Source organism: Vibrio owensii CAIM 1854 = LMG 25443 (assembly GCF_000817815.1).
GTDB lineage: Bacteria > Pseudomonadota > Gammaproteobacteria > Enterobacterales > Vibrionaceae > Vibrio > Vibrio owensii.
The window spans coordinates 143,894-170,805 of record NZ_JPRD01000023.1 but is presented as its reverse complement, the minus strand read 5'-3'; the positions used below and the strand labels follow the sequence as shown (position 1 = coordinate 170,805).

Annotated in this window: 20 protein-coding genes; 14 read left to right on the top strand and 6 right to left on the bottom strand. The window is 47.8% G+C overall.

Annotated elements, in window-relative coordinates; translation table 11 throughout:
• Positions 1-32 precede the first annotated feature (32 nt).
• The 6 genes from H735_RS14355 (at position 33) to H735_RS14330 (ending at position 7,704) form a co-directional block, all read left to right on the top strand.
• Positions 33-1,304 (top strand): amino acid deaminase, encoded by a 1,272-nt coding sequence (locus tag H735_RS14355; protein ID WP_020194757.1) that lies wholly within the window; start codon positions 33-35, stop codon positions 1,302-1,304.
• 89 nt (positions 1,305-1,393) lie between these two features.
• Positions 1,394-2,257, top strand: coding sequence for a MurR/RpiR family transcriptional regulator (locus H735_RS14350; protein WP_005425077.1), 864 nt, complete (start codon positions 1,394-1,396; stop codon positions 2,255-2,257).
• Positions 2,258-2,728: 471 nt separating this feature from the next.
• A complete protein-coding gene (locus tag H735_RS14345) occupies positions 2,729-4,360 on the top strand; it encodes a methyl-accepting chemotaxis protein (protein WP_020194756.1) in 1,632 nt (543 codons plus the stop codon).
• A 365-nt stretch (positions 4,361-4,725) separates the two neighbouring features.
• Positions 4,726-5,676, top strand: a complete 951-nt coding sequence (locus tag H735_RS14340) for an HlyD family secretion protein (RefSeq protein ID WP_020194755.1) — start codon at positions 4,726-4,728, stop codon at positions 5,674-5,676.
• Between the two features lie 4 nt (positions 5,677-5,680).
• A complete protein-coding gene (locus H735_RS14335) occupies positions 5,681-6,607 on the top strand; it encodes an ABC transporter ATP-binding protein (protein ID WP_020194754.1) in 927 nt (308 codons plus the stop codon).
• Complete coding sequence (locus H735_RS14330) at positions 6,607-7,704, top strand: ABC transporter permease (protein WP_009706212.1); 1,098 nt, start codon at positions 6,607-6,609, stop codon at positions 7,702-7,704. Before H735_RS14335 ends, H735_RS14330 begins: the two co-directional genes overlap by 1 nt.
• A gap of 75 nt (positions 7,705-7,779) precedes the next feature.
• Here the strand turns inward: H735_RS14330 and H735_RS14325 are convergent, their stop codons facing one another.
• The 3 genes from H735_RS14325 to fdhF all read right to left on the bottom strand — a co-directional run bounded on the left by H735_RS14325 (position 7,780) and on the right by fdhF (position 13,602).
• Positions 7,780-8,151, bottom strand: a complete 372-nt coding sequence (locus H735_RS14325) for a hypothetical protein (RefSeq protein ID WP_027726579.1) — start codon at positions 8,149-8,151, stop codon at positions 7,780-7,782.
• A 192-nt stretch (positions 8,152-8,343) separates the two neighbouring features.
• Positions 8,344-9,270 carry an endonuclease/exonuclease/phosphatase family protein gene (locus H735_RS14320; protein WP_020194753.1) on the bottom strand — a complete coding sequence of 309 codons (927 nt, stop codon included), beginning with the start codon at positions 9,268-9,270 and terminating at the stop codon, positions 8,344-8,346.
• 93 nt (positions 9,271-9,363) lie between these two features.
• Positions 9,364-13,602, bottom strand: a complete 4,239-nt coding sequence (fdhF, locus tag H735_RS14315) for a formate dehydrogenase subunit alpha (RefSeq protein WP_027726578.1) — start codon at positions 13,600-13,602, stop codon at positions 9,364-9,366.
• A gap of 315 nt (positions 13,603-13,917) precedes the next feature.
• On the opposite strand from fdhF, the gene H735_RS14310 reads away from it, so the two are divergent.
• From H735_RS14310 to copI, 5 genes are all read left to right on the top strand, one after another.
• Positions 13,918-14,340, top strand: coding sequence for a hypothetical protein (locus H735_RS14310; protein ID WP_020194751.1), 423 nt, complete (start codon positions 13,918-13,920; stop codon positions 14,338-14,340).
• A gap of 135 nt (positions 14,341-14,475) precedes the next feature.
• Positions 14,476-15,864: a TolC family protein gene (locus tag H735_RS14305; protein WP_020194750.1), complete on the top strand. Its 1,389-nt coding sequence runs from the start codon at positions 14,476-14,478 to the stop codon at positions 15,862-15,864.
• 12 nt (positions 15,865-15,876) lie between these two features.
• Positions 15,877-17,601, top strand: a complete 1,725-nt coding sequence (locus H735_RS14300) for an efflux RND transporter periplasmic adaptor subunit (RefSeq protein ID WP_020194749.1) — start codon at positions 15,877-15,879, stop codon at positions 17,599-17,601.
• Entirely contained in the window at positions 17,598-20,807 is a 3,210-nt protein-coding gene (locus H735_RS14295) for an efflux RND transporter permease subunit (protein WP_020194748.1), read from the top strand. The genes H735_RS14300 and H735_RS14295 overlap by 4 nt, the downstream gene beginning before the upstream one ends.
• Positions 20,808-20,884: 77 nt before the next feature.
• The gene (gene copI / locus H735_RS14290) at positions 20,885-21,451 is read left to right on the top strand and encodes a copper-resistant cuproprotein CopI (protein WP_020194747.1); all 567 of its coding nucleotides are present in this window, start codon (positions 20,885-20,887) and stop codon (positions 21,449-21,451) included.
• 81 nt (positions 21,452-21,532) lie between these two features.
• Here copI and H735_RS14285 read toward each other — a convergent pair whose 3' ends face one another.
• Positions 21,533-22,060 carry an autotransporter domain-containing protein gene (locus tag H735_RS14285; RefSeq protein WP_020194746.1) on the bottom strand — a complete coding sequence of 176 codons (528 nt, stop codon included), beginning with the start codon at positions 22,058-22,060 and terminating at the stop codon, positions 21,533-21,535.
• A 150-nt stretch (positions 22,061-22,210) separates the two neighbouring features.
• On the opposite strand from H735_RS14285, the gene H735_RS14280 reads away from it, so the two are divergent.
• A complete protein-coding gene (locus H735_RS14280; RefSeq protein ID WP_020194745.1) occupies positions 22,211-23,119 on the top strand; it encodes a LysR family transcriptional regulator in 909 nt (302 codons plus the stop codon).
• Positions 23,120-23,228: 109 nt separating this feature from the next.
• Here H735_RS14280 and H735_RS14275 read toward each other — a convergent pair whose 3' ends face one another.
• Entirely contained in the window at positions 23,229-23,759 is a 531-nt protein-coding gene (locus H735_RS14275) for a hypothetical protein (protein ID WP_009706222.1), read from the bottom strand.
• A gap of 110 nt (positions 23,760-23,869) precedes the next feature.
• Positions 23,870-25,201, bottom strand: a complete 1,332-nt coding sequence (locus H735_RS14270) for a ferredoxin reductase family protein (RefSeq protein WP_020194744.1) — start codon at positions 25,199-25,201, stop codon at positions 23,870-23,872.
• Positions 25,202-25,413: 212 nt separating this feature from the next.
• On the opposite strand from H735_RS14270, the gene blaCARB reads away from it, so the two are divergent.
• Positions 25,414-26,265: a CARB/PSE/RTG family carbenicillin-hydrolyzing class A beta-lactamase gene (gene blaCARB / locus H735_RS14265; RefSeq protein ID WP_009706224.1), complete on the top strand. Its 852-nt coding sequence runs from the start codon at positions 25,414-25,416 to the stop codon at positions 26,263-26,265.
• A 129-nt stretch (positions 26,266-26,394) separates the two neighbouring features.
• Positions 26,395-26,910: a TetR/AcrR family transcriptional regulator gene (locus H735_RS14260; RefSeq protein WP_005435424.1), complete on the top strand. Its 516-nt coding sequence runs from the start codon at positions 26,395-26,397 to the stop codon at positions 26,908-26,910.
• Positions 26,911-26,912 lie beyond the last annotated feature (2 nt).

Genomic DNA, 26,912 nt, shown 5'->3' with positions numbered 1-26,912 from the left:
ATCACTTAGACCATGTTAGAAGTAGGTACGCCATGAAAGACAATCGCCAAAAGTGTGATAAAAACTATCATAATGAGTGTGTTACTACGCCAGGTTACGGAGAGAAGGCTCAACCTGTTGCGTGCAATTCCGATGGGTTACACAGTTTGATCCATGAAGAGATCACCCTGCCTGCAGCGGTGATCAAATCTTCTTCATTGAAGAACAACCTCGATTGGATGCAGCGTTTTGCCAATCAGCACAAAGTGAAACTGTCACCGCACGGTAAAACCACCATGACTCCCGCTTTCTTCCAGCAGCAATTAGAAAACGGCGCTTGGGGCATTACCGTCGCAACGCCGGCTCAGGCAGAGATTGCGGCGCTAGGCGGAGCGAAAAACATCATCATGGCGAACCAACTAGTCGGGCGCGCGAACATGACCATCATCGCCAACTTGATTGAATCCCATGGAATCAACTTCTATTGCTGTGTGGATTCAAACCGAAACGTCAAAGCGCTAGAGCGTGCCTTCGCTGAATATCAGTTGCCGCTTAATGTACTGATTGAGTTTGGTGTCGAAGGCGGTCGCTGTGGATGCCGAAATCAACAAGATGTGGTTGAGCTCGCCACACTCATCCACCAGCAACCTCACCTTACGCTCAAAGGTATCGAGGTTTACGAAGGTGTCATTCATGGTGACAATGCTGAGCAGGACATCCGTGACTTCCTCAACACCACATTAGAAATCGCAGCCCAACTACAAAACGACAAGTTGATTGAGTCCAAACCTCTTGTTACTGGCGCAGGCTCTGCTTGGTATGACGTGGTTTCTGAATGCTTCGCCAACCTAGAAGATTTTGACGCCATCATTCGCCCAGGTTGTTACGCAATTCATGACACAGGCATTTACCTAGACGCACAAAACAAAGTCATGCAGCGCGCTGAAAACAACCAAGGTGCGGCGTGTGATTTAGGTGGTGACTTGGAATCAGCACTAGAGCTTTGGGCTTATGTCATTTCTCGCCCCGAGCCAACCAAGCTAGTTGCTGGCTTTGGTAAACGTGACGTGGCGTTTGATGCCGGATTACCAATCCCTGAGCGCGCATACCGCGAAGGTGCGTCAATCTCTATTGAAAGTGCGGTAACGACCGCGGTGATGGATCAGCACGCGTTCATCGAAGTAGACGCAAACAGCGACCTTCAAGTGGGTGATATGATTGCCTTCTCAACCTCTCATCCATGTTTAACGTTTGATAAGTGGCGTGCCGTGGCGGTTTGTGATGATGAGTATCAAGTCACTCATTGGGTTAAAACCCGTTTCTGATGATGAGCTTAGTGAGGCTTTTCGTTATACTTCATGCCAAACCAGTGGAGGCGGCACAATCGTCTCCATGCAAAAGATAGGAACACAGCTTGAGTTTAGAAGTCGATATTATCTCTCAAATCACTGAACGTTTCAGTGCGCTGCGCGATGCCGAAAAGAAGGTCGCGAAGTTGATCATGGACGACATTCAAACTGCCGCCAATGCCAGCATTACTGAACTGGCAGAAAGCGCAGAAGTGAGTGAAGCCACCATCACCCGTTTTGCCAAAGCTGTTGGCTGTAAAAATGTACGTGATATGAAGATCAAACTGGCACAAACCTTAACGGTTGGACAACGATTCATCCTTGAACCGCCTGATCAAAGTGGCTACCAAGGCATCTATGAGTCGATCAAGCAATCCCTTGATGTAAACCGCAGTTTGATTGTTGAAGAAGATATCGACACTGCCGTGAACTGGCTGCACAACGCAAGACAAGTGATCTGTATTGGTATGGGTGGTGGCTCAACCATTGCAGCACAGGAGATGCAGCATCGCTTATTCCGTCTGGGTTACCCTGTTGTGGCTTACAACGATGGCTTGTTATCGCGCATGATTGCGGCGACGGCCGACGCGAACGATGTGTTGGTGATGATCTCAGCCACTGGCTATACCCCTGCCATCATAGAAACCGCGCAATTAGCCAAGCAGTACGGCGTGAAAGTCATTGTGATTACTCCGAAAGACACGCCTTTGACTGAACAAGCCGATTTGGTTCTGCCTATTGAGCACCAAGAGACGGACTTCATCTACAAGCCATCGGCTTCTCGCTACGCGATGTTGGCTTTGGTTGATGTACTTTCGATGGCATTAGCCGTTAATCATAAGCGACGCTCGCGCGATAAACTTCGCCGACTCAAAGTTGCCCTCGACTCTTATCGTGGCGGTTTGGAAAGACAGCCTCTCGGGGATTAAACCAACGTGGTCTAGATACCCAAAACCTTGGCGATAAAACTCAAACAATGAAGCCCGATGTTCAGCATCGGGCTTTTATTTTACCGAGATATACCCAAGTCATTTTCGCTGAACCAAGCATCTCGAGGTTACTTGGGTATAATACTTCAATTCGGTACAAGGTCTTGTTTTAATATTTAGGAAAGCTTGCTAACACATAAATAACGAAATTCATCAATAAGAAAATTCTGATTGAATGTAAGGTTATCAAGATTAATACCAATTCGTGCTCGAAATAATTTACAAGTTAATTAATTATTTTTCCCATCAATATTAATTAACTATTAACTTATTTTTTAAACGAAATGTGAACATTAAGTTTCCATTTTATTTTCGTTTCCGATAAAACTATTTGAGACTTTCATCACACTAAATTTCAAATCTCAGGAATAGACTACGAGCCTTTCAAGCCACCCCAATTGCAGTGAGTCTATGAAACTTTCTAACCTAAGTATTAAAAGTAAAATCAGTGCGTTGATACTTGTTATCTCCGCTGCCGTCATTGCGTTATCTTTCTTCTTTACCTCTCAAATAAAACTTATTGATGGCAAGATGACAGAATTTTCTGACACCACAGTGCCAAGTATTTTATTGGTAAAAAACATTGAAATTGAAATTGGCACCTTAAGAAAAGACGAATTCTCTTTACTGACCAATGTAAACCATCCTGAATTTAACACTTGGCTTAAAGGTTTGGATGAATCAGAAAATAAAATCGACAACTATATTGAACAATACGGTAAATCACTTTGGGATCAGCGCGACCGTGATGCTTATAATGAAGTAGCGAGTGCGTGGTCAAAATACCGTAGCTTCAACGACAAATATTCAGAGCTATTAACCACAAAACGCATTGATGAAGCCAACGCTATGCTGCTGGATGGATTTTCAACCTTCCAAGCACTTTCTAGCTCGATTAAAGATCTGGTTGAGTTAAACCAAACCTTCATCAAAGAAGACATCAACAGCACTCACGATGTGGTAGCAGACGTCATCACTTATAGCATTATCGCGATTGTTGCTTTATTGGCATTGAGCTTTGTACTCGGCCTATTCCTCACAAAACAAATCTGCTCTCCACTGCAATACGTGGTTGAAATGGCCTCTAAGATTGCTTCCGGCGATCTAACCTACAAACTTCCGCGCAATAAAATTGGTAACGATGAGCTCGGTTTATTGGCAGACGCTTGTGAAGATATGCAAGCCAAGCTATTGAGTCTGGTCGACAGCATCTCTTCTACTACCGCTCAGGTGAGCACCGCTACCGAGGAAGTGAGCGCCATTTCAGAACAAACCTCTTTTGGCATGGATGAACAGCAGCAACAACTTAATCTGATTGCGACCGCCATGAACGAAATGCAAGCAACAGTGCACGATGTAGCAAGCAACACAGAAGCCGCTTCAGAAACTGCAAACAGCGCCTCTCAAGAAGCCAAAGAAGGCTTAGAAGTGGTCCAAGAATGCATTGAGCAGATCAACGAAGCTTCGGTCGCGATTCAATCGGTTGGCACCATGGTAAGCGAGCTAGAGCAAGACGCATCGAACATCAGCGTGGTGGTTGACGTAATTCAAGACATCGCAGAGCAAACTAACCTGCTAGCTCTCAATGCCGCAATTGAGGCAGCCCGAGCGGGTGAACAAGGCCGCGGATTTGCAGTTGTAGCTGATGAAGTTCGTACGCTAGCGAGTCGCACACAAGCATCGACAGAAGAGATCATTGCCATCATCAGCAAGCTTCAGAATTGCTCGAAAACCGCTGTATCGGCAACAAACAACAGCAGCGATTTGATTCAAGTGTGCGTTGAACAAGCTCAGCGAGCAGGTACGACGATTGGTCACATCGAGCAAAGCGCTGACAACATCGCTGAAAAGAGCATCCAAATCGCGAGTGCGTGCAGTGAGCAGAGCTCTGTGACTGAAGAGCTGCATCGCAATGTCGAACACATCAACCAGTTCTCTAGCGAAGTCGCAACAGGCTCTCGTCAAACCGCGATTGCGTGCCGAGACTTAAGTGAACTGGCGGTTGGTCTACAAGAAATCGTCAGTCAGTTTAAAACGGCTTAAACAGCCATTAAAGGTTGCGTTAACTTTGTCCTAGCGCGCTCTGTAAAGCCCGATGCTCAGCCATCGGGCTTTACTTTATCTAACCGTTTCTTTACGTGTGCACAGTAAACCTGATCCTTGTCTCGATTCTTCAATTTATCTTTTCTAATCCCACCAACATCACGGTAACCCACTATATTTGAATGAGAATATTCTTAGAGACGCATTCAAGAGTGAGGCCAGTTTCAATAATTAATCAATTGATGAATATTGAAGGAATTAACTTCCTAGCCGGATAAAACTGACTCACGTTACACTGAATGCAGTCCCACACTCTTCTATAGCTTGATACGAGTTCGAGCTCACCTTCTTAGAGGAAGCGTCGCATGATGAAGCGAATCATTCTTGGCACCCTAGCCCTGGCTCTTTTAACTGCCTGTTCCAAAGATGACGGACAGCAAGCCCTTGGCACACTAGAACGTGACCGCGTAACCTTTACTGCAACCTCTAGCGAGATAATTCGAGCCCTACCCATCAAGGAAGGCAGCCAAGTCACCGAAGGAGAAGTGCTGGTTCAGCTCGATACAAAGAACCAAGAAGCCGTTTTAGCTCACGCCGTAGCCGAGCAAGCCAAGGCTGACGCCTATCTTTTGAAATTGACCAATGGTGAGCGACCAGAAGACATTGCCGCAGCGCAAGCTCGCGTTGCCAGAGCGGAAGCTCAATTGGTTGAAGCGCAAAAGAACTACCAACGTAAAGCAGAGTTAGTTCGTAAGAAACTCATCAGCCAATCAGAAAAAGACACCGCTTTAGCAGCCAGAGATTCTGCCCGTGCAGAGCTAGACTCCTCACAAGAAGAGTTCAGCAAACTAACAGCTGGCTCTCGTCCTGAAGATATTGAACAAGCGAAAGCCGCACTCATGGCAGCAAAAGCTGATGTGGCACTGCAAGAACAGAAACTAGCAGAACTCACCATCACGGCCACGCGAGATGGGTTGTTAGATAACCTACCATTTAACCTTGGCGAACGCGTCCCTGTCAATGGCGTGGTTGCTGTGATTCAAGCTAGCCGCGTCCCATACGCTCGTGTTTATGTTCCTGCTAACTATCGCGTCGACTTTGTTCCGGGTAAAACGGTTAACGTGCATGTAGATGGCGTTGAACAACCATATAGCGGCACCATTCGTTGGGTAGCAACTGAGCCTTCATTCACGCCTTATTTCGCGCTTACCGAGGAAGAACGCTCGCGTTTGATGTACCTAGCAGAAGTCGACCTACAAGACTCCGCACAATCCTTGCCTTCAGGTATCCCAGCACAAGTGGATTTGGTGGAGTAAGCCAATGACCGAATACGCGATTCAAGCTGAAAATGTGGTGAAAAAGTTTGGTGACTTCACCGCCATCAACAACATCACGCTCAATGTGCCTAAAGGCAGTATTTATGGTTTTCTTGGCCCCAACGGCTGCGGTAAATCGACAACCATTCGTGTGCTGACGGGCTTGCTTAGCCCAAGTGAGGGCAACGTGGACGTGCTTGGGTTAGAGATCCCAAAACAATCGGAACTGCTGCGCCTTAAGATAGGCTACATGACACAAAAGTTCTCGCTTTATGATGATCTGACGGTTCAAGAGAATCTTGAGTTTATTGGACAAATCTTTGGTATGGAAACCAAGGCGCTGAAAGCTCGCATCGAAGAACAGCTATCCACCTACGGTCTCGACCAGTTGCGTAAACAGCGCGTCGGTGGAATGAGTGGCGGCCAGAAACAACGCTTGTCTCTCGCCGCAGCCACTATGCACAAACCAGAACTGTTGTTTCTCGATGAACCCACATCTGCGGTTGACCCAGAAAACCGACGCGATTTCTGGGAGCAATTGTTTGATCTCTCTGACCAAGGCACGACGATTTTGGTCACTACGCACTACATGGATGAAGCAGAGCGCTGTCATCGTCTGGCGATTATGGAAGCTGGGGAAATCCGCGCCGATGGTGAGCCAGAAGAGCTTATGGCGCAAATGGGCGTTAACATCGTCGAAGTCAAAGCGGATAACTTACGCGAGCTAAAAGAGAAAGTCATTCAGCGCGAAGAAGTCCGTTCTGCCGCACAGCTCGGCATTCGCTTACGCATTTTAATCCACCAGCACATCGAAGAACCGATCGAATGGTTAACCCAAACCTTTCCTGAGCTTGATGGCTGCGAGATGAACATTGCTCGCCCGAGCTTGGAAGATGTGTTTGTCAGCGTTACGGGAGAAGGTCGCCAATGATGAAATCTATTGCCCGTATGAAAGCGGTGATGATCAAAGAGATCCGTCAGCTTTCACGTGACCGCATTACCTTTGGCATGGTCGTGATGATCCCGTTGATTCAGCTTTTGCTGTTCGGCTTTGCCATTAATACCGATATTCGCAACATTCCCGTTGGCGTCGTCGATCAAAGTGGCAGCACTGCTGGGCGTGTGATCACCGAGTCCGTCAAAGTCACACAAGTGGTCGATGTGGTCGAAACCTTCGCTACCGCTTCTGAAGCCGAGCAAGCCATTCAAGACGGTTTGGTGCGAGCGGCTTTAATTCTACCTAGCGACCTAACCCAACGTATGGTGCAAGGGCGAGAGCTTGGCCAGTGGATTGTGGATGGTTCAGACACCATGATCAGCTCAGCGATTCTCTCGCTACAAACCATGCCGTTAACGGATTTTGATTTTGAGATACGCCCTGCCCCAACCAAAACCTTTGAAGTTGCGCTGTATTACAACCCGAGTCGGCGCTCGGCGGTGAACATTGTCCCCGGTTTATTGGGCGTGATTCTGACTATGACGATGATCTTGTTCACCAGTGCAGCCATTGTTCGTGAGCGGGAACGTGGCAATTTAGAGTTACTGATTACTACGCCAATCCATTCCATCGAACTCATGGTGGCGAAGATCATTCCCTACATCTTTGTTGGTCTGATACAGGTGTTTATCATTTTAGGCTTGGGGCACTGGATATTTGGTGTGCCGATAAACGGCGCCATTAGTCAGATACTGTTTGGCACGCTGTTGTTTATCGCCGCGAGTTTAACCTTAGGTTTGGTGATATCCACCATTGCGACGACACAGCTTCAGGCCATGCAGATGACGGTATTCATTCTATTGCCGTCGATTCTTCTGTCCGGATTTATGTTCCCGTATGAAGGAATGCCCGTCGCCGCCCAATGGATATCAGAAGCCCTACCAGCCACCCACTTTATGCGCATTATTCGTGGTGTGGTGTTGCGCGGTGCAGACTTAATGGAGTTATGGCGAGATACAGTCTGGCTACTGGGCTTTACGGTGATAGGTTTAGTTGTTGCATCATTACGCTTCAAAAAATCACTCGATTAATCCATCAGATTCCAAACTAAAAACGCCTCCGGATTTGGAGGCGTTTTTATTGAATCGTCAATTATCGTGGCGAGATCAGTAGTACTCACCTAAAGAGCAGTCGTGCAGGTCTGAAATGCTATAACTTCTTAGCGAATTGATTTTGAAGTTGAAAACCACTTGTTTGCATACATTTCGACTGCGGTCGCTATAGGTAATGTAACCTTCGCTGTATGCACGTTTGCCGCTGGTTGAGGTGATGTCTGCGTTCAACTCCAGATGCGCCTTGTGCGCTTCTACACGTTCCATCATCTCATGTACGTCAAGCCACTCTTCACGATTGGCCATTTGGATCAGCATCGATTCCGCCTGTGTTTCTAGCTTTTGCGGATAAACGTAAAAACGGTTATAGGCAAAATAGGCGCTCATTAAAATAAGTATTAACACTGCTGAGGTAGTTCTTGTCATACAAGTTGCCTCTTATCATTATGAATTTCTGCTTTTCTCTATATTCTCAGTATAGGAAGCGGATGGAGTTTAGGTTAAAGAATTCACCCAAATAACAACTTAAGGTCAGAGTCCGTCAATTCCATGACAAGCCACACCGCGATTTAACCTAATTCTAAATAACTAGACACTCTGCCAATAAAAAGTACTAACTCATTGCCCTATGAGCGTCGTCACCAACTTGTGATCAGAGCCATTCGGTTGATCTGCCGATGCTCTTGAACAGATTCTCCGATTTGAGTTTTCTGACTTAAGCCAGAGGTGATCAATCCCTATCATGGCGAAAGCAGGAACCGGCAAGCCTTTCACTGATGTTGGCCAACTGGCAACAGGTTGAGTTTGGAAACGAGAAAACAGCCCATTAAACCTTGGGCTTGCAGCAGAAAGATTGAAATCCCCGATCACGATCATTTCCGGTGTTGGATACAAATCAGTTAGGGTTTCTATGGTTCGAATCAGTGCATTGCGGCGTTGCCATAACGGCTCTGTTCTTGGCGAGGGAGGATGCGCCGTCATTAAAGTAATAGGGGTGTCCACTTGCCATGTTGCTCGAATCACCTCTTGACCATCTGGAGTGTGATAAATCGAAACTGGCTCCAAAGGATAACGGCTCAAAATCATCTGATTTGACGGGTAACCAACACCGCGCTGGCCGCCATAATAGAAAGGATAAATGTCGTTGAGAAGATGAAGCTTCTCCCCCACTTGAGGCGAGAGCTCTTGCATCACCACCAAATCTGCAGGGTGTTTAAGCAAGTAATTAATGAACTGATTGATGTCTGGATTTTCGTAGAACAGGTTGAATTGGACTATCGTCAGCGGATTTTCGCAGGTTTGGTTGTTCGTGATCTGAGTGGGTAAGAGATACGCAATAGAAGCAAAACCAATCAAAGTGGCAGCAATGGCTTTCGTCCAGTGACGGCAAACCAAAAGTACCAAAGCAAAACCTAGGTAGGCGAATAAAAGAAGAGCGGGAATCGAGGTTAGATTCTCCGCCCACCAAATATCATGATATTGCCTTGCCACCAGCCAAATTGAAGCGGGTAAAAACAACACAATCCATTGAATGACTCTCAGCACACGCACGGCTCATTTAGCGATTACATATCATAAGCTTATATGTAATCGACCAACTCGCCAGTGCGCAGCTGACCTGTATCTAAACAGATTGGCTTAAATGGAATGAACCGCTTCCGTTGCAGGCTCTACGTGTTGCACTTTTTCGCTCACTTCCACTTTAACCGCAGCGACCTTGAACTCAGGGATCTTCGCATGCGGGTCAGTTGCTGTTGTCGTTAGGCGGTTGACTGGCGATTCAACAAAGTGGAATGGAATAAACACCACACCTTTTTGAATCCGCTTAGTCACAAAGGCATCAATCTCAATGCTGCCGCGACGTGTAGACACTGTCAGACGCTGACCATTACTGATGCCAAGTGCTTCTGCGTCTTCGACGCTCACCATCGCACGTGGTCCAGCAAGATTATCCAACCCTTTGGTTTTGCGCGTCATGGTGCCAGTGTGGAACTGCTCAAGTACACGACCCGTCGTTAACACAAGTGGGTACTCTTCATCTGGCAGCTCAGCCGCATAACGGAACGGTACGCCCACCATTTGCCCTTTACCACGAGTAAACTGGGTTTGGTGCATGATGCGAGTACCCGCCGGGTTGTTCTTGTTGCTCGGCCATTGCACACCGTTTGGCGTAATGGCATCCCAACGAAGACCCGCGTATTGAGGTGTCACACGTGCAATTTCATTGGTGATATCAGACACGCAGTGGTAATCCCAATCACTGCCCATGGCATTGGCTATTTCTTGAATAATCCACCAATCTTCTTTCGCTTCACCCGGTGCCGTTACGACAGGATTCACGCGCTGAACACGACGCTCCGTATTGGTGAAGTGACCCGCTTTCTCTGCAAACGAGCAAGAAGGCAGAACCACATCCGCGTATTGCGCAGTTTCCGTTAGGAAGATGTCTTGAACCACCAAGAAATCGAGCGCTTCTAAACCTTCAATCACATGCGCTTGGTTCGGGTCACTCAACACTGGGTTCTCACCCATGATGTACATACCACGAACGTCACGATGGCAAGCCGCATCAATGATTTCTGTCAGGGTTAGACCTTGCTCAGAAGGCAGATTTGGTGCGTTCCATTCAATCGCAAACTTCTGACGCACAATTGGGTTGTATACCTTTTGGTAGCCCGGGAAACTGTTTGGCAAAGCACCCATATCACACGCGCCTTGCACGTTTGATTGACCACGCAATGGGTTGATACCACCACCTTCAATACCGATGTTGCCACACAGCAATTGCAGGTTAGCGATAGAACGCACGTTGTCATGACCTGTCGTGTGCTGAGTAATACCCATCGAGTAGTAAACAGCCGTACGATCTGCTGTACCGATCATGCGCGCCATTGCTTGAATGTCTTCGGCTTTTACGCCCGTAACCAACTCCACTTTATCGAGGTTATAAGCTGGCGACATAACTTCTTGCAGTAAGGTATCAAAGCCGTCGACACGTTCTTCGATGTACTCTTGATCGTACCAACCGTTCTTGATGATCTGCTGCATGACACCATTTAGGAGCATCACATCCGTACCCGGACGGTGAGCCATATACAGCTCAGCATGCTCTGCCATATCGACACGTTTCGGGTCAGCCACAATCAAGCGAGCGCCGTGGTGACGAATTGCTTGTTTAATGTGTGAAGCGATGATCGGGTGTGCTGATGTGGTATCCGAACCAATAATAAAGATCACATCCGAGTGCTTAATACTTGGGATGTCATTGGTCATTGCACCACTACCCAGTGACGCTTCAAGGCCGGTTACACTCGATGCGTGACACAAACGCGCACAGTGATCGACGTTATTGGTGCCCAGTTCACGACGGACAAATTTTTGGAACGCGTAGTTGTCTTCGTTGGTGGTTTTCGCTGAAGAGAAACCCGCCAATGCGTTGCTGCCAAAATCTTGCTTGATGCCTGAGAACTTGCTCGCAATCAGTTGAATCGCCTCTTCCCAGCTTGCAGGTTGCAGCCAACCGTCTTTACGGATCAATGGCGTGGTAAGACGCTCTTCACTGCCAATGAAATCAAAACCAAAGCGCCCTTTCACACACAACATGCCTTGGTTCACTGGCGAGTCACCACCCTTCACGTAACGAATCGTATTGGTTGCTTCGTCCACGAACATAGTCAACTTACAACCCACACCACAGTATGTACAAATGGTGTCGACCGCTTTCAGATCTTCAGTCCGGCCTTGCGAACGGTCACGACTGTCGACCATTGCACCCGTTGGACACACTTGAACACACGCGCCACATTGCACGCAGTTCGAATCACCCATTAGGGTTAAGCCATTCTTGTTACTTCCAAAGTGTGGACGGTCGTCAGGACGCAATGCCGGACGACCTTGTTTATCGCACACGAAGTTCAGTACACCGTGTACGGCTTTGTCGCGGCACGCTTGGATGCACTGACCACAGCTAATACAGCGGTTAGCATCAAACTCAATAAACTCAGAACTGCGGTCAACTTCGTACTTATGACGCAAGTCTTTCGCACGAAGATCTAACCAATCTTGGTGTGATTTAATCTGCAAGGAGAAGTCAAAGCTTTGCTCAGCTTCATATTCGGTGGAGTAATCACGCAGCGCACAATCGGTATTTGCCTGACAGCCACATTCTAGACAGCGCGCCGCTTCCTTCATCGCTTCTTCGTTATCAAAGCCCAACTCCACTTCAGCGAAGCTTTGCTCGCGTTGTGCTGGAGTCAGCTCAGGCATGATAGAGCGAGCGACTTTTTGGATGTTCTCGAAGTGAAATGGATCGACTTGAGAGAGTTTTTTCTCTTTGCGCGAGTTGAACGCCGCCTTTGGCATATCTGCCATATCGCCATTCAAAAACAGATCAATGGCTTTTGCCGCAACGCGGCCATCACCCACGGCTTCAACTGCCGTTGCAGGACCACGGCGGAAATCACCAATACTGAAGATGTTGCCCGTGCCGGTGTGCATGGTCTTTTCATCGGCATCAGAGGTGTTCCAACGCGTAAGCGGAATCGACAAATCTTCGCCTTCGAGGAAGCTCAGATCTGGCTTTTGCGATACTGCCGCAATCACGGTGTCGAACTCTTCGGTGAAGAACTCGCCAGTTGGTTTAGGGCTTCGACGACCAGATGCATCCGGCTCCCCCAACGCCATGCGCTCTAGACGAATCGCATTCACGCGTCCGGTTTCATCGGCAAGGTTTTCTGCAGGGTTGGTCAAGAAGTGGAATTTCACCCCTTCGTGTTCCGCTTCGACAATCTCGTAGTCTTCTGCCGGCATTTCGTCACGAGTACGACGATAAATCAACGTGGTGTCTGCACCAGCACGACGCGCAGTACGAGCACAGTCAATTGCCGTGTTACCACCACCGATCACCGCGACTTTCTGACCCGTGACGTAGTTTTGCTCGGTAACGTAATCTTTGAGGTAATCAACGCCTAAGTAGCAACCTTCAAGGTCACTGCGTGTGTAGTGCATTTCAACCGCTTGAGACGCACCGACAGCCAAACACACCGCGTCGTATTCTTCACTCAATTGAGAAAGCGTGAAATCCACACCCAGCTTTTGATTGGTGTGAACTTGCATGCCATTACGGCACATCAGTTCGATTTCTTTATCGAGAATGTCTTTTGGCAAACGGTATTCAGGAATACCGTAACGCAACCAACCGCCCGCTTTTGGCATGGATTCAAAGACCGTAACGTCGTAGCCTTCATTCGATAAGTAGTAGCCAGCCGTTAGACCACCGGGACCACTGCCGACGACGGCAATGTTCAAACCTTTGCTCGGTTTCTTTTCTGGTACGTAGGCTTCATGCGCAGACAAATCCGCATCCGCGGCATGACGTTTTAGCTGACGAATTGCAATAGGCTCATCGACTAACGAGCGGCGACATTCACTCTCACAAAATGCCGGGCACACACGACCAATCGATAGCGGCATAGGAAGCGTACGCTTAATCACTTCAATCGCTTTTTGATGATCGTTCTGTGCGATGTGATAAAGGTACGATTGGATATCTACACCCGCTGGACACGCGGTTTTACATGGCGCTTCACAATCGGCGTAATGGTCCGTCATGATGCGGTTAAGTGCTTTTCTGCGGTGCTCGCTTAGTTGTTCTGATTGCGTGACCACATTCAGGCCACGGTAAACTTCGAGTTCACACGCACGCTTAGTACCGCCACTTTCGACTTCAACCACACACAAGTCACACGGTACTTTTTCATTACTTTTGTTCATTCCGCACAGCGATGGGATCTCGACCCCACACACTTTTGCTGCTTCTAAAAGGGTTAGACCCTCTTCTACAATTCTATATTTTCCATCGATGACAATTTCTATCATGCAACCCCCGCAGCAAAGCAAACCCAAATCTGCACAAGTAAAACCATGCATTCTATAAGGATAATCATTTGTAAGACAAGTTAGTGTGATGTAAAACTTATAAACCACATTTTTCACGTGTCATAAAAAGCGAGGGCTTCTTTCGCTAACTTTCAACACTCGGTGTTTAACAAACGTTTTACTCCCTCGAAAGTGCGAAAACTGAAGGGTTGGACTATTTTGATAATAAGAGTAATAAATGATTGACCTTACCCTTAGGTTAACCTTTAGAATCGAAGGGTTTTCATCATTTTCATCAAACACATGGGAAAGGGTATGCACTTAAAATCGCTGCATACAATCTGGTTAACTCTCTTCACGACACTAGTGCTATTGGTATCTAGTGTGGCGAACAGTGAGCCGTTGATGAATATTCAAATGATGTCTACTGGCATGGCTCACCATCCTTCTATGATGAGTGACGGCGAACACTGCGGTATGCCTGGCATGATGGACGTCTCCATGACTGACGCTTCTATGTCCGAAGATGGCGATGCAAGAGAAACCAGCATGAACTGTGGTGGAGGCTCTGGCATGGTTCATACCTGCTGTACTGCCGCGTGTACGATAGTTTTCGTCCCCCTACCGAATCCTGTCAATAGCCCGATGCCCGTCGTCTATCGCGCAACTATTACTCCTGAAGTTGCTTCCCCAGTCGTACACGTCAGCCGCGACTTGTACCGACCTCCTATAGCCTAAATCCGTCCTAGCATTCGACCCTGCGCGTATATCGCAGGTTGTTTTAATGCGCCTGAACGATGAGGTAACAAGGCTTTACTGTTCCCGCAATAAAATCCGCACCTCCATCGATCCGGCGAACACTGGATTTAGATTATGGATATCAAGCCATACCGCTTAGCTGCACCTATTTTTATGGTGGCTCTGGTCGCTGCGCCAACCTTGGTTAACGCCGCAGGTAAAGAGACGCACGCAGCGCAAAATTCCGCATCAAGTGAGCGAGCTTCGACCACCAAGCTTGCCCAACTGATCAACGTCGCTTTGAGTAACGATGGCAATCGTAAGCAATACTCAGCGCAGTCCGCTGCCATGCGTGAAACAGGCGTCGCGAGCGCGACCTTGATGGACCCAAAACTGAAAGTGGGTTTTGGTGGCTTGCCTGTCGACAGCTTCAAATTCGATGAAGACCCAATGACCAACATCTCCGTTGGTTTAATGCAACAGTTTGAGCGTGGCTCGACGCTTGATTTACAGCAGAAAAAAGCCAATCAACAAGCTGACGGCCTTGGGCTTCAAGTTCATGCTCGTGAGCTTGAGGTGGCCAACAGCATGACTCAACTTTGGTTAGAGCTTGGTTACCAGCAACGCGCGGAGCAAATCATGCTTGAGAACCGCAAGTTGATGAAGGAAATGGAAAGCTTTATTCAAACCAACTATTCGATTGGTAAGAGTGAAGCGCAAGATCTGCTCAACGCCCAACTTCAAGTCAGCAAGTTGGATGAGAAACTGCAAGCCAACGCACAAATGCAACGTCGTCTTATCTCTCAACTCTCCGAATGGTTGGGGTCAGATTGGTTGGCGAATGAACAGGCCCTGCATGCGAGCAATCAACTTAATTGGGACACACTGAACAGCAAACTTGCTGCCAGTCAGGGTTCCACCAAGCATTATCAGCAACTCAGCCAACACCCGATGGTTAAGATGGCCGACGTCAGCATTTCTGCCAATAAAACGCAGGTGGAAATTGCTGAGCAAGCCTACAACCCACAATTTGGCGTCGAAGTAATGTACGCCTACCGCCAAGCCGACAACATGATGGGTGAGCCCGCCTCCGATTTGGTTAGCGCTTACCTCACCATGGACATTCCACTGTTCACAGGTGACCGCCAAGATCGCAATCTCGCGGCCGCTCAATACCAAGTTGGCGCGGCACAATCGCAAAAAGACACCTTACTAACGCAGATGAATGCCAAGGTGAACACTTTGCTGGTTGATCGCGGCAACTTAACCCAGCGTTTAGAACGTTATCAATCCACCTTATTGCCTCAAGCGAAAGCGCGCATTCAAGCCGTTGAGCGGGGTTATCAAAACAACACAGCGCAGTTTAACGATGTGATTTCTGCCACGACTGACGAGTTGGCTCTGCAATTAGAGCAACAACGTCTGCTGACCGATCTCAACATCGCAAACAGCAATTTAGCCACCCTACTCGGTGGTTTCGACTATCAAGTCGAGCAACCAGAACTGTCTGAATTTAAAAAATAATAAGGTAAAACAATGAAAACATTACAAGTTGCAACCATCGCGCTGATTGTTGGTGGTGCTTTAGGGTTTGGTGCTAATCATTTTCTTACGGGCTCAACTCATGACATGAGTGCGATGGGTGGCGAGTCTGCTGCAAGCTCTAATGATCCGCTTTACTGGGTTGCCCCAATGGATCCGAACTACAAACGCGACAAGCCGGGTAAGTCCCCAATGGGCATGGATTTGATTCCGGTTTACGCAGAAGACCTATCCGGTGAACAAGACGCACCGGGTACAGTGACTATTGACCCTTCAGTAGAGAACAACCTCGGGGTTAAAACCGCAAACGCGACACTACAACAGCTATCACCACGCATCGAAACGGTTGGCTATATTGCCTTTGATGAAAGTCTGTTATGGCAAACCAACGTTCGTGTGGCGGGTTGGGTAGAAAAACTCTACATCAATGCCGTGGGTGAGAAAGTGAAGAAAGGCGATGTGCTGTTCACGCTCTACTCTCCTGAACTGGTTAAAGCACAAGAAGAATTGCTGAATGCGTACCGCACTGGCCGCAAAGGCCTTGTAAAAGGCGCGACCGAACGCTTGGTAACGCTTGGGGTTGACCGTGCTCAAATCAAATCCATTACTCGTAGCGGTAAAGCATCGCAAACCATTGAAATCAAAGCGCCTGCTGATGGCGTTATCGCTAGCTTAAACGTGCGTGAAGGTGGCTATTTGTCCCCTGCTCAAGCGGTGATCAGTGCCGGTCCTTTGGACAATGTTTGGGTTGATGCAGAAGTCTTTGAGCGTCAAGCACACTGGATGAAAGCAGGCTCTCAAGCCACGATGACCCTTGACGCGATTCCTGGTACTGAATGGCAAGGTGTCGTGGATTACGTGTACCCAATCCTCGACCCGAAAACACGTACGTTACGCGTACGTCTCAAGTTCCCTAACCCAAATGGCGATCTAAAGCCTAACATGTTTGCCAATATCGCGTTGCAACCTGTCACTGACGATGCGGTATTAACCATTCCTAAGTCATCCGTTATTCGCTCCGGCGGCATGACTCGCGTTGTTCTGGCTGAAGGTAATGGCAAATACCGTTCTGCTCGAATTGAAGTCGGTCGTGAAGCTGGCGAACAAATCGAAGTATTACAAGGACTTAAACAAGACGACAAGATCGTAACGTCATCTCACTTCATGCTTGACTCTGAATCAAGCCAGTCAGCAGATCTGTCTCGCATCAACGGCATAGAAGCAGCGGCAGAAACGGCATGGGCAAAAGGCGAAATCACAGATGTAATGAGAGATCACCGCATGCTGACCATTAACCACCAGCCGGTACCAGAATGGGATTGGCCAGGCATGGTGATGAACTTTACTTTTGCTGATGGCGTCGAGATGGGTAACTTGAAAAAAGGTCAGGCTATCGAATTTGAAATGCAGAAAACAGAATCTGGTCAGTATCAAATCGTTGACTATAAGGCAGACAACAGCGTCATTGCAGCTGAAGTTTGGCTAACTGGTGACATCACGATGCTGATGGCTGATTTTGGCATGATTACCTTAAACCACCTACCAGTAGCAGAATGGAATTGGGATGCGGGCGAAATGAACTTCTCTGTCGGTGAAGAGGTGGATTTATCAGGTTTTGAAGAAGGAGAAAAAGTTCGGTTTCTAGTTGAAAAACAAGGATCTGATTACATTCTTAAACAGCTAACGCCAGCAACAGAGGCGGTTGAGGAATCACTATGATCAGTGCAATTATTCGTTGGTCATTGAGCAACCGTTTCTTAGTGTTGATCGCGACCTTAGCTCTTGTATTAGGCGGACTTTACAGTGTAAAGAATACGCCTGTTGATGCCATTCCGGATCTTTCTGATGTGCAAGTGATCATCAAGACAAGCTATCCAGGTCAGGCTCCTCAAGTCGTCGAGGATCAAGTCACTTACCCACTTACAACCGCCATGCTTGCCGTGCCGGGTGCTGAGACGGTTCGTGGCTACTCCTTCTTTGGTGACTCTTATGTTTATATCATTTTCAACGATGATACCGACATGTACTGGGCACGTTCTCGCGTGTTGGAGTACTTAAGCCAAGTAGCACCAAAGCTCCCACCGAACGCAAAACCAACCTTAGGTCCTGATGCGACAGGCGTAGGCTGGGTTTACAGCTACGTATTACAAGACAAAACTGGCAAGCATGATTTGGCTGATCTTCGCAGCCTGCAAGACTGGTTCTTGAAGTACGAGTTGCAAACCGTTGATGGCGTCTCTGAAGTCGCTACCGTGGGCGGTATGGTGAAGCAATACCAAGTACAGATTGATCCTGCCAAGCTGCGTGCTTACAACCTCACTTTGCAACAAGTGAACATGGCAATCCAAAACGGCAACCAAGAAACCGGCGCGTCCGTTATCGAAGTTGCGGAAGCCGAACACATGGTTCGTACCACGGGTTACTTAACCAGCATTGAAGACATCAAATCACTGCCTCTAAAAGTCACCGAGAAAGGCACGCCGTTACTATTAGGAGACATCGCAGACATTAATCTTGGTCCACAAATGCGCCGTGGTATCTCTGAGTTGAATGGCGAAGGCGAAGCTGTGGGTGGGGTTATCGTGATGCGTTTTGGTGAAAACGCCAGTGAAGTGATTGCGAAAGTCAAAGACAAACTTGCAGACCTACAACGCAGCCTACCAGAAGGCGTAGAAATTGTGGCAACCTACGACCGCTCTACCCTTATCGATTCAGCGGTAGAAAACCTATGGAAGAAGCTTGCAGAAGAGTTCATCGTCGTTGCGATTGTGTGTGCGTTGTTCCTATTCCACATTCGTTCTTCATTGGTTATCGCTCTGAGTCTACCTGTCGGAATTCTTAGTGCGTTTATCGTGATGCATTGGCAAGGCATCAACGCCAACATCATGTCCTTGGGTGGTATTGCGATAGCCATTGGTGCCATGGTGGATGGCGCAATCGTGATGATTGAAAACGTTCATAAGCACATTGAACGAACACCACTGACCGACAAGAACCGCTGGCAAGTAATTGGCAAAGCCGCAGAGGAGGTCGGCGCACCGCTGTTCTTCTCGTTGCTGATCATTACACTTAGCTTCGTACCGGTGTTCGCCTTAGAAGGTCAGGAAGGCAAGATGTTCTCGCCGCTTGCGTTCACTAAGACTTACGCCATGGCAGCGGCAGCAGGTTTGGCAATCACACTCGTCCCTGTTCTTATGGGCTACTTCATTCGTGGTAAGGTGTTACCGGAACACAAAAACCCGGTTAACCGCGGCTTGGTCGCGTTGTACCGCCCGTTGTTGAACACCAGCTTAAAATACCCTAAGACCATGATTGTTATTGCATTGGGTCTAATGGCGTCGGCTTACTACCCAACCAGTAAACTGGGTAGCGAGTTCATCCCACCGCTGGATGAAGGCGACTTGATGTACATGCCAACGACCTACCCAGGTATCTCGATTGGTAAAGCGCGCGAGCTTCTACAACAAACCAACAAGCTGATCAAAACCGTTCCAGAAGTGAAAACCGTATGGGGCAAGATTGGTCGTGCTGAGACTGCAACCGATCCAGCGCCACTCACCATGATCGAAACCGTGATTCAGTTGAAGCCACGCGATCAATGGCGTGAAGGCGTAACAACCGAGTCGCTACGCAAAGAGTTCGATAGTCTGGTTCAGTTCCCTGGTCTTACTAACGCTTGGGTTATGCCGATCAAAACGCGTATCGACATGCTGGCAACGGGCATCAAAACCCCTATCGGTATCAAGATCGCCGGACCCGATCTGAAAGTGATCGAGAAAATCGGTTCTCAGTTGGAGCCAATTCTTAATGGTGTACAAGGCACGGCATCGGTTTATGCAGAGCGTGTAGCAGGAGGCCGCTATGTCACGATCGACATTAAACGTCGTGCGGCAGCGCGTTACGGTTTAAGCATCAAAGATGTTCAGCAGGTGATCTCGACCGCGGTGGGCGGCATGAATGTGGGTGAAACCATCGAAGGCTTGGAGCGTTACCCAATCAACGTTCGTTACCCACAAGACTACCGTGACTCAGTGGTAAAACTGCAAAACTTACCGTTAGTGACACCAAATGGCGCTCGTATTGCACTGGCTGACGTAGCAGACATTCGTTACGAAGACGGTCCTCCAATGATCAAGACGGAAAACGCACGTCCAAACGGCTGGGTGTTTGTCGACATCGATGGTCGTGACCTTGGTTCTTACGTCGTGGAAGCGCAACAGGTCGTGGCAGATCAACTGGAGCTTCCTGCAGGTTACTCGTTGGCTTGGTCTGGTCAATACGAATACATGGAGCGTGCGAAAGATCGCTTGAGTGTCGTGGTACCAATCACCATCGCCATCATTATGCTGCTGCTTTACTTCAGCTTCCGTCGTGTCGGCGAAGTGATGATCATCATGCTTACCCTACCGCTCGCTATGGTCGGTGGTTTGTGGCTCATGCATATCCTCAACTACAACTTCTCGATTGCCGTCGGGGTCGGCTTTATTGCCCTAGCAGGTGTCGCAGTTGAGATTGGGGTCATCATGCTCGTCTACCTGAACCAAGCGTGGCACTACAAAAAACTCGATGCGGAAGAGAGCCAACAAAAGCTTGAGGCGAAAGACCTAACCGATGCCATTCGCGAAGGTGCAGGCTTACGTGTTCGCCCAGTAATGATGACGGTACTAACGGTCATTATTGGTCTGATTCCGATCATGTACGGCGAAGGTACAGGGTCAGAAGTGATGCAACGTATCGCCGCACCAATGATTGGTGGTATGGCATCGGCACTGCTACTGACGCTCTTGGTACTTCCAGCCATCTTCAAGCTGTGGAAACAACGCGAGTTGCGCCCAAGTAACTCAACTCCTAGTCAAGCAAGTACGCAAGCTGGTAATCAAATCGAAAACGCCGACAGCAAAGATCGCACTGGCAACAAGGCGTAATCCCTACCTTCCCCTCAAACAATCCGTTTTGAGGGGAAGTAACCAAGTTATTAATGAATTAAAACAAGGATATAAAAATGAAAAAGACACTAATCACTCTTGCTCTAGCCTTAACTACAACGGCTGCCTTTGCCCAAATGGATCATTCAAGCATGGACCACGCAAACATGGATCATGGCAATATGAAACATGAAAATATGGACCACGGCAGCATGAAGATGGACCACAGTAAAATGGACCATTCAAAGATGATGGATATGCCGGGCATGTCGGCAGTAGGTATGCCAGCAAAAGGGGCAAAGCCAGACAAGGTGGTACACGTTATCTTGGGTGATGACATGACCATCAAGTTCAAGAAAGACGTTAAGATTGAGCCAAACGATGTGGTGCAATTTGTGGTGATGAACACCGGCAAGATCAACCACGAGTTCACAATCGGTTCTGCCAAAGAGCAGCTAGAACATCGCGAAATGATGAAGACAATGAGCGGTGCTCACATGCACGACTCGGGCAACTCTGTGACGGTAGAACCGGGCAAAGCGAAGCAGTTATTGTGGCATTTCCACGGTGACAACAACGTTGAGTTCGCGTGTAACATCCCGGGCCATGCAGAAGCGGGGATGACAAAGAACATTACTCTGTAAATTGTACTTACACACCCAAAAGGAGCTGACATTTCAGCTCCTTTTTTCTCTCTGAACCCATGCTTTCGAACTGACATCGGCTCAGAAGTTATAGGCTGCCATGACTCGAACCGCCATCTCATCTTCCTCCGATAAGCTGATGTCCTCGTCAATTTTGTAGCCTTCAACAATAAGTCCAATGCTGGCAATATCGACTTTGACACCTAAGGTTGGTTCAAAGTTGTTTTGGCTGTCTGTGTCGACATACTCACCCGTCTCTTCTTCAAAATACTCAATCTCGACATTGTTGTAATTCAACCCGATACGCGGCGTTATCGCCAACACATCGTTTACGCGAATTTCGTAGCCCAACGCAGTATGTAATCCCCAAACTTGCTTCTCTGCCCAATGCGTACCAAAGTGCTCTTGCTCACCGTTATCTATCGGTGCGTTGAAGCCAAGTGACCAATTGATATTGGGTAACACTTCTGCACCCATCTCTACACTCAAGACCTCATGCTCATCCAAAAAAGTCACGCCACCGGCGATAAAGGGTTCTCTCTCTTCTGCAAACACTGGAGCGCTAAGCAAAAGCACCAAAATGAATAAGCCAACCAGATCTTTAAGCATGACACCTCCGAGCAATGAATACGTCGATTTACCACTTTCAGAATACGTGGATTACGTGCGCATTTTTGACGGTTAAGAAGCTCAAATTTGAACCTTTGAACACCACACAATGTCGTAACCAACGATGTAAATTTATGCTTAAGGCGCTTTGTGAAACACTCCATAGACCTCAACCTGTATCGCTTTTTAAACCTGATTTTTGAACAGAAGTCGTTGCCCAAGGTGTGCCATACGCTCGATATCAGCAGAGCCACGTTTAATCGCCAACTGGCTGACTGCCGCGAGCTATTTGGTAACGAGCTGTTCATTGCCAATAAAGGGCTGTATTTCCCGACCCTGTTTTGCAGCCAGCTCATGAACATTATCGAGGAGCCGTTAGAACAACTGGAGTCTGCTCAAACTCAAGTCAACGTTCTTGAAGCCGCTACGCAACCGACCCAATTTCGCTTTTTTGTCCCAAACCCTCTTAGCGCCATTCTCACCACACCGCTACTCGAATTGCTCAGCCAACACGACAATATCGCTGACTTCTCAATGGTGGATTGGAATCTTGAAGGCATCGAATTTCCAAAAGCGGGCTCACTCGCCGTCGGTATTTCTGGTTACCCTTCCGTCATGAATGAACGCGTGGTTGAGCGGAAAATCGGTGAACTAGGTTTGTATCTCTATACCTCGCAGAACAACCCGCTTTGGCAACATGAACGTATTGATATTCAGCGCCTACAAAACGAAAAACTGGTGCGAGTGTCGATGGGCGCACTTGATGACGCCATTTACTACGAGAGGGTGAAACGCCAACTTGGGTTTGCTTTGGAAAGACGGTTAACCGTGCCATCAGTTCATGCCGCTTTGGATTGGTTGATCAAAACCGATTATGTTCTGATTTGCTTTGCCCTGCCCAATTCGGCTTTGCCGCAAGGCATCAAGAAGATTCCGTTGATTCAGGATAACGCTCAGATGTTCTTTGATATCGGCTTGCAGTTTCACCGTGGCTATTATCAACACCCAACGATAGTGAAATTAGAAAAGCACCTGTCCGATATTCTCAACGATTTATAACGTCAATGGCCATCGCGATACTGGACATACAAAAAAGCCGCCCGGTACAGGCGGCAAACAAGCAGTATGTGCAATAAAACGATAAAAATATAAAGGTCGATGAAAAACGTTAGAAGTTGAAGCTCAACGTAGCGCGAACCACATCCTCTTCAAATTCTTTACCATTGATCGGGTTAACCGCTGAGTCGTTGATCTTACCGTAATCAACCGTTAGGCCAACCATGCGCCAGTTAACCGTACCGCCAACAGAAGCGTAAACGCTATCAATGTTCATGCTCTGGCCAGAGTGAGTGCCACCATTGATATCAACGTCCGCATTAAAGTAGTTGATACCAAGCTTAGGAATGATATCGAACTCAGCAATTTCAAAGCGGTAACCAATGTTCGCGTACATACCCCAAGCGTCTTGATCGTTCTTTACGGGCATATCAATTGCGTCAGAGCCAACAAAAATACCACCACCGGTGACAATGTTGTTACCCACATCGCGGCTGTAACCCAAGGTGTACATTTCGTGGTCGCCAACAAAGGTCGCACCCGCTTCAATCGAATTATTACGTCCTTCTGCCAATGCGTGGCCAGAAGCGGTCACTGTTGCCAATGTTGTTAGCGCTAGAATGCGTTTTGATGTGATAGTCATCTTTACTCTCTCGGTTTGGATTTGCTTATTACCCTACCCATTTCTGAATATCGAAATTGAGGCTTAAAAAGCTCACCGCTGAGCTAACTTATGACTAACAATCTTGACACTTAGCGCATAATAAATAGCTCTTCGTGATAACTCTGCTTAATATTAAATTGATGCGCATCTAGCTCTTTTTTCAGTGTTTTTGAGAAAGCTTCTGGTCCACAGAAATACATTTCATACTGGTTCAAATCACCACACTGAGCCGCAATACGCTCAGCATTCAAACGTGGCGATTTCATGGTATCTATCACGTGCAGTTTGACGCTTGCTTGGTGCGCTAAGTGCCAAAGTTCATCGACCAACTGGCCGTCGATACCGCGACTGCAGTAAAACAGGTGAACGTCGCTAGTTTGCGCTTGCACTTTCAATGCTTCCAAAGCGGCGAAGAAAGAAGCAATCCCTACCCCACCAGCAATCCAGATTTGAGGTTTCTCTAAATCAAATTCCAAACGTCCGTAAGGCCCCTCTACCATTACTGCATCGCCCGCTTTTACGCGCTCATACAAGCCGGTAGTAAAATCGCCTAGCTCTTTGATTAGGAAACGTAATTCATTACTTTCACTGCCAGATACGATAGTAAACGGATGGGCATCTTCATCACCAAAACGTAAGTAAGCAAATTGCCCCGCCTTGTGCCCTTGCCAAGACGCATTTGGTTTAACGACCAATTCCATCACTTCAGCTTGAGGGAAGTAACGTGTCGACGCCACAACCGCAGAATGTTTATTACGACGACCAACGAAGCCAAACAAACTGTAAAGTGCAGCAATCGAGCCGACGACGGCAAACCCAACAGTAAGATAGTAAACAGGCTCACCCCAATACGCGCGTTTGAGCAGCAGTACGGAGTGAATCGCGATCAGCAAATACGCCACAGACATAAAGCGGTGCGATAGTTTAAAGGGTTTGTATTTCACTGCGCCCCATAGAGAAACCACCAGCAAAACCAATAGCATGTAAAAGCCCCACTCACCCATGCCTTGAGCAAGGTCGCGCAGACCATGAATCCAAGCCTCGATTCCAGAAAGGTTACCTTCCGGCCCTGCACCTGTGTGTTTCTCTGGTCTTGCTAATACACCAGACATGACTAGCCACTTCGGCACTTGATACCAAAGCCAGTGCGCAAGACCTAATGCAACGCCACCGATGCCGAGCCATTTGTGCACTCGATACGCTTTGTCCATGCCATGTAGCCAGTTTTCAACCACAGGAAGGCGCATTGCCAACACCATGGTGATAGACATCAGCATCAAAGACAGAATGCCTGAATATTGGATCATGGCAGATCGCCATTCAAACACATTGGTAGAAGAGAAAAGCTGCGGTTCCATCGCAAACCATAATACGGACATCGCGGCGATCATTGCCCAGATGAGATTGCGGAATGTTTTCATGATTGGTTACTCGGTTAATCGACAACTTTACTTTAGCGCTTCACATGTAAAGCAACGTCAATAAGAGTAAAAGCGGGTAAAGCTCGACATATGCAAGGATTCCTACAGAAAAAAGACAAGAATCTAACAGTCATTAGAGTATTCACTCGTTATAGTTCCGGCTAAATTCGCCAAAGTGCGAACTGGAATAAATAACACTAAGAAAATCAATAATGAAAAAGCTATTTCTGCTACTCGGATTGTTAGTCTGTTCGAGTGCAACGTACGCCGCCAAACTGAATGAAGACCTCTCCGCAATTGAAGACCACATTACGGGTCGCATTGGCGTTTCTGTTTGGGACACGCAAACAGACGAAAAGTGGGATTATCGTGGCGACGAGCGCTTCCCAATGATGAGTACCTTTAAAACGCTGGCGTGCGCGACCATGCTGAAAGACATGGACAGCGAAAAGCTTGATAAAAACGCCACCGCGAAAGTCGAAGAGCGCAACATGGTGGTGTGGTCACCGGTCATGGATCGAATGGCAGGCCAAACTACCCGTATTGAACATGCCTGTGAAGCCGCAATGCTGATGAGCGACAACACCGCGGCCAACATCGTTTTACGCAGCATTGGTGGTCCGCATGGTGTAACCAGATTCTTACGTTCTATTGGCGATAAAGCCACTCGTCTTGACCGTTTTGAACCAAGATTGAATGAAGCAAAACCGGGCGATAAGCAAGATACAACAACGCCTAACGCCATGGTAAACACTCTACACACCTTGTTAGAAGGCGATGCACTATCTTACGAATCACGTATTCAGTTAAAGATTTGGATGCAAGACAACAAAGTCTCCGATTCTTTGATGCGCTCTGTATTGCCAAAAGGCTGGTCAATTGCCGATCGTTCTGGTGCTGGCGGGTTTGGCTCGCGTGGTATCACGGCGATGATCTGGAAAGAAAACCATAAGCCAGTTTACATTAGCATTTACATTACTGAGACCGATTTATCGTTGCAGGCGCGCGACCAAGTCATCGCTCAGATTAGCCAGTTGGTGTTGGACGAATACAAAAATATTTAACGCTAACTTGATGATTTAAAACGGAGCTTTCTGGCTCCGTTTTTTTATGTCTGCGATCTTAGTTGACACAGGTAGAACGATCGCTCTACCCTAAAAGTAGAACATTCATTCTACCCATGAGAAGACGCTATGTTGAAAGAACAGATCGCCGCCAGTTTAGAACAAGCTTTTAGCGAGCTTGGATTTGCCGAGCCGAGTGTGGCACAGCTCAAGACGGCCTGTGGCGTTAGCCTACGCACCTTGTACAAGCACTACCCTTCTAAGGAAGACATGATCGTGGCGGCACTGGAGCATCGCCACCAGCGCTACTTAAACTTCCTGCTGGATAACTCGCCACAAGCCGGGCTAGAAGCGACTCAGCACGTATTCAACAAGCTCAAACAATGGATGGAAGACTACGCGCCACATGGTTGCATGTCGATGAACGCGATTGCGGCATTTCCCGAGCACGACATCATCAACCAAACCGTGAAAGCACACAAAGAAGACGTTCGACAATTTTTGGGTAAACAGAGCCTTCGCCAAGATCTCGCCACGCAGCTGTTCTTACTGCACGAAGGCGTGTCCAGCGCTTGGCCGGTACTGGGTAACGAGGCTCTGAACTCTGCGCAACAAGCTGTTTTAAGATTGCTAAAGGAAGATTAATC

What these genes read in the sequence shown, in the direction of transcription:
- H735_RS14355 (WP_020194757.1), top strand. Translation starts at nt 33, where the DNA reads ATGAAAGACAATCGCCAAAAGTGTGATAAAAACTATCATAATGAGTGT.
- H735_RS14345 (WP_020194756.1), top strand. Translation starts at nt 2,729, where the DNA reads ATGAAACTTTCTAACCTAAGTATTAAAAGTAAAATCAGTGCGTTGATA.
- H735_RS14340 (WP_020194755.1), top strand. Translation starts at nt 4,726, where the DNA reads ATGATGAAGCGAATCATTCTTGGCACCCTAGCCCTGGCTCTTTTAACT.
- H735_RS14335 (WP_020194754.1), top strand. Translation starts at nt 5,681, where the DNA reads ATGACCGAATACGCGATTCAAGCTGAAAATGTGGTGAAAAAGTTTGGT.
- H735_RS14330 (WP_009706212.1), top strand. Translation starts at nt 6,607, where the DNA reads ATGAAATCTATTGCCCGTATGAAAGCGGTGATGATCAAAGAGATCCGT.
- H735_RS14325 (WP_027726579.1), bottom strand. Translation starts at nt 8,151, where the DNA reads ATGACAAGAACTACCTCAGCAGTGTTAATACTTATTTTAATGAGCGCC.
- fdhF (WP_027726578.1), bottom strand. Translation starts at nt 13,602, where the DNA reads ATGATAGAAATTGTCATCGATGGAAAATATAGAATTGTAGAAGAGGGT.
- H735_RS14310 (WP_020194751.1), top strand. Translation starts at nt 13,918, where the DNA reads ATGCACTTAAAATCGCTGCATACAATCTGGTTAACTCTCTTCACGACA.
- H735_RS14305 (WP_020194750.1), top strand. Translation starts at nt 14,476, where the DNA reads ATGGATATCAAGCCATACCGCTTAGCTGCACCTATTTTTATGGTGGCT.
- H735_RS14300 (WP_020194749.1), top strand. Translation starts at nt 15,877, where the DNA reads ATGAAAACATTACAAGTTGCAACCATCGCGCTGATTGTTGGTGGTGCT.
- H735_RS14295 (WP_020194748.1), top strand. Translation starts at nt 17,598, where the DNA reads ATGATCAGTGCAATTATTCGTTGGTCATTGAGCAACCGTTTCTTAGTG.
- copI (WP_020194747.1), top strand. Translation starts at nt 20,885, where the DNA reads ATGAAAAAGACACTAATCACTCTTGCTCTAGCCTTAACTACAACGGCT.
- H735_RS14285 (WP_020194746.1), bottom strand. Translation starts at nt 22,060, where the DNA reads ATGCTTAAAGATCTGGTTGGCTTATTCATTTTGGTGCTTTTGCTTAGC.
- H735_RS14275 (WP_009706222.1), bottom strand. Translation starts at nt 23,759, where the DNA reads ATGACTATCACATCAAAACGCATTCTAGCGCTAACAACATTGGCAACA.
- H735_RS14270 (WP_020194744.1), bottom strand. Translation starts at nt 25,201, where the DNA reads ATGAAAACATTCCGCAATCTCATCTGGGCAATGATCGCCGCGATGTCC.
- blaCARB (WP_009706224.1), top strand. Translation starts at nt 25,414, where the DNA reads ATGAAAAAGCTATTTCTGCTACTCGGATTGTTAGTCTGTTCGAGTGCA.
- H735_RS14260 (WP_005435424.1), top strand. Translation starts at nt 26,395, where the DNA reads ATGTTGAAAGAACAGATCGCCGCCAGTTTAGAACAAGCTTTTAGCGAG.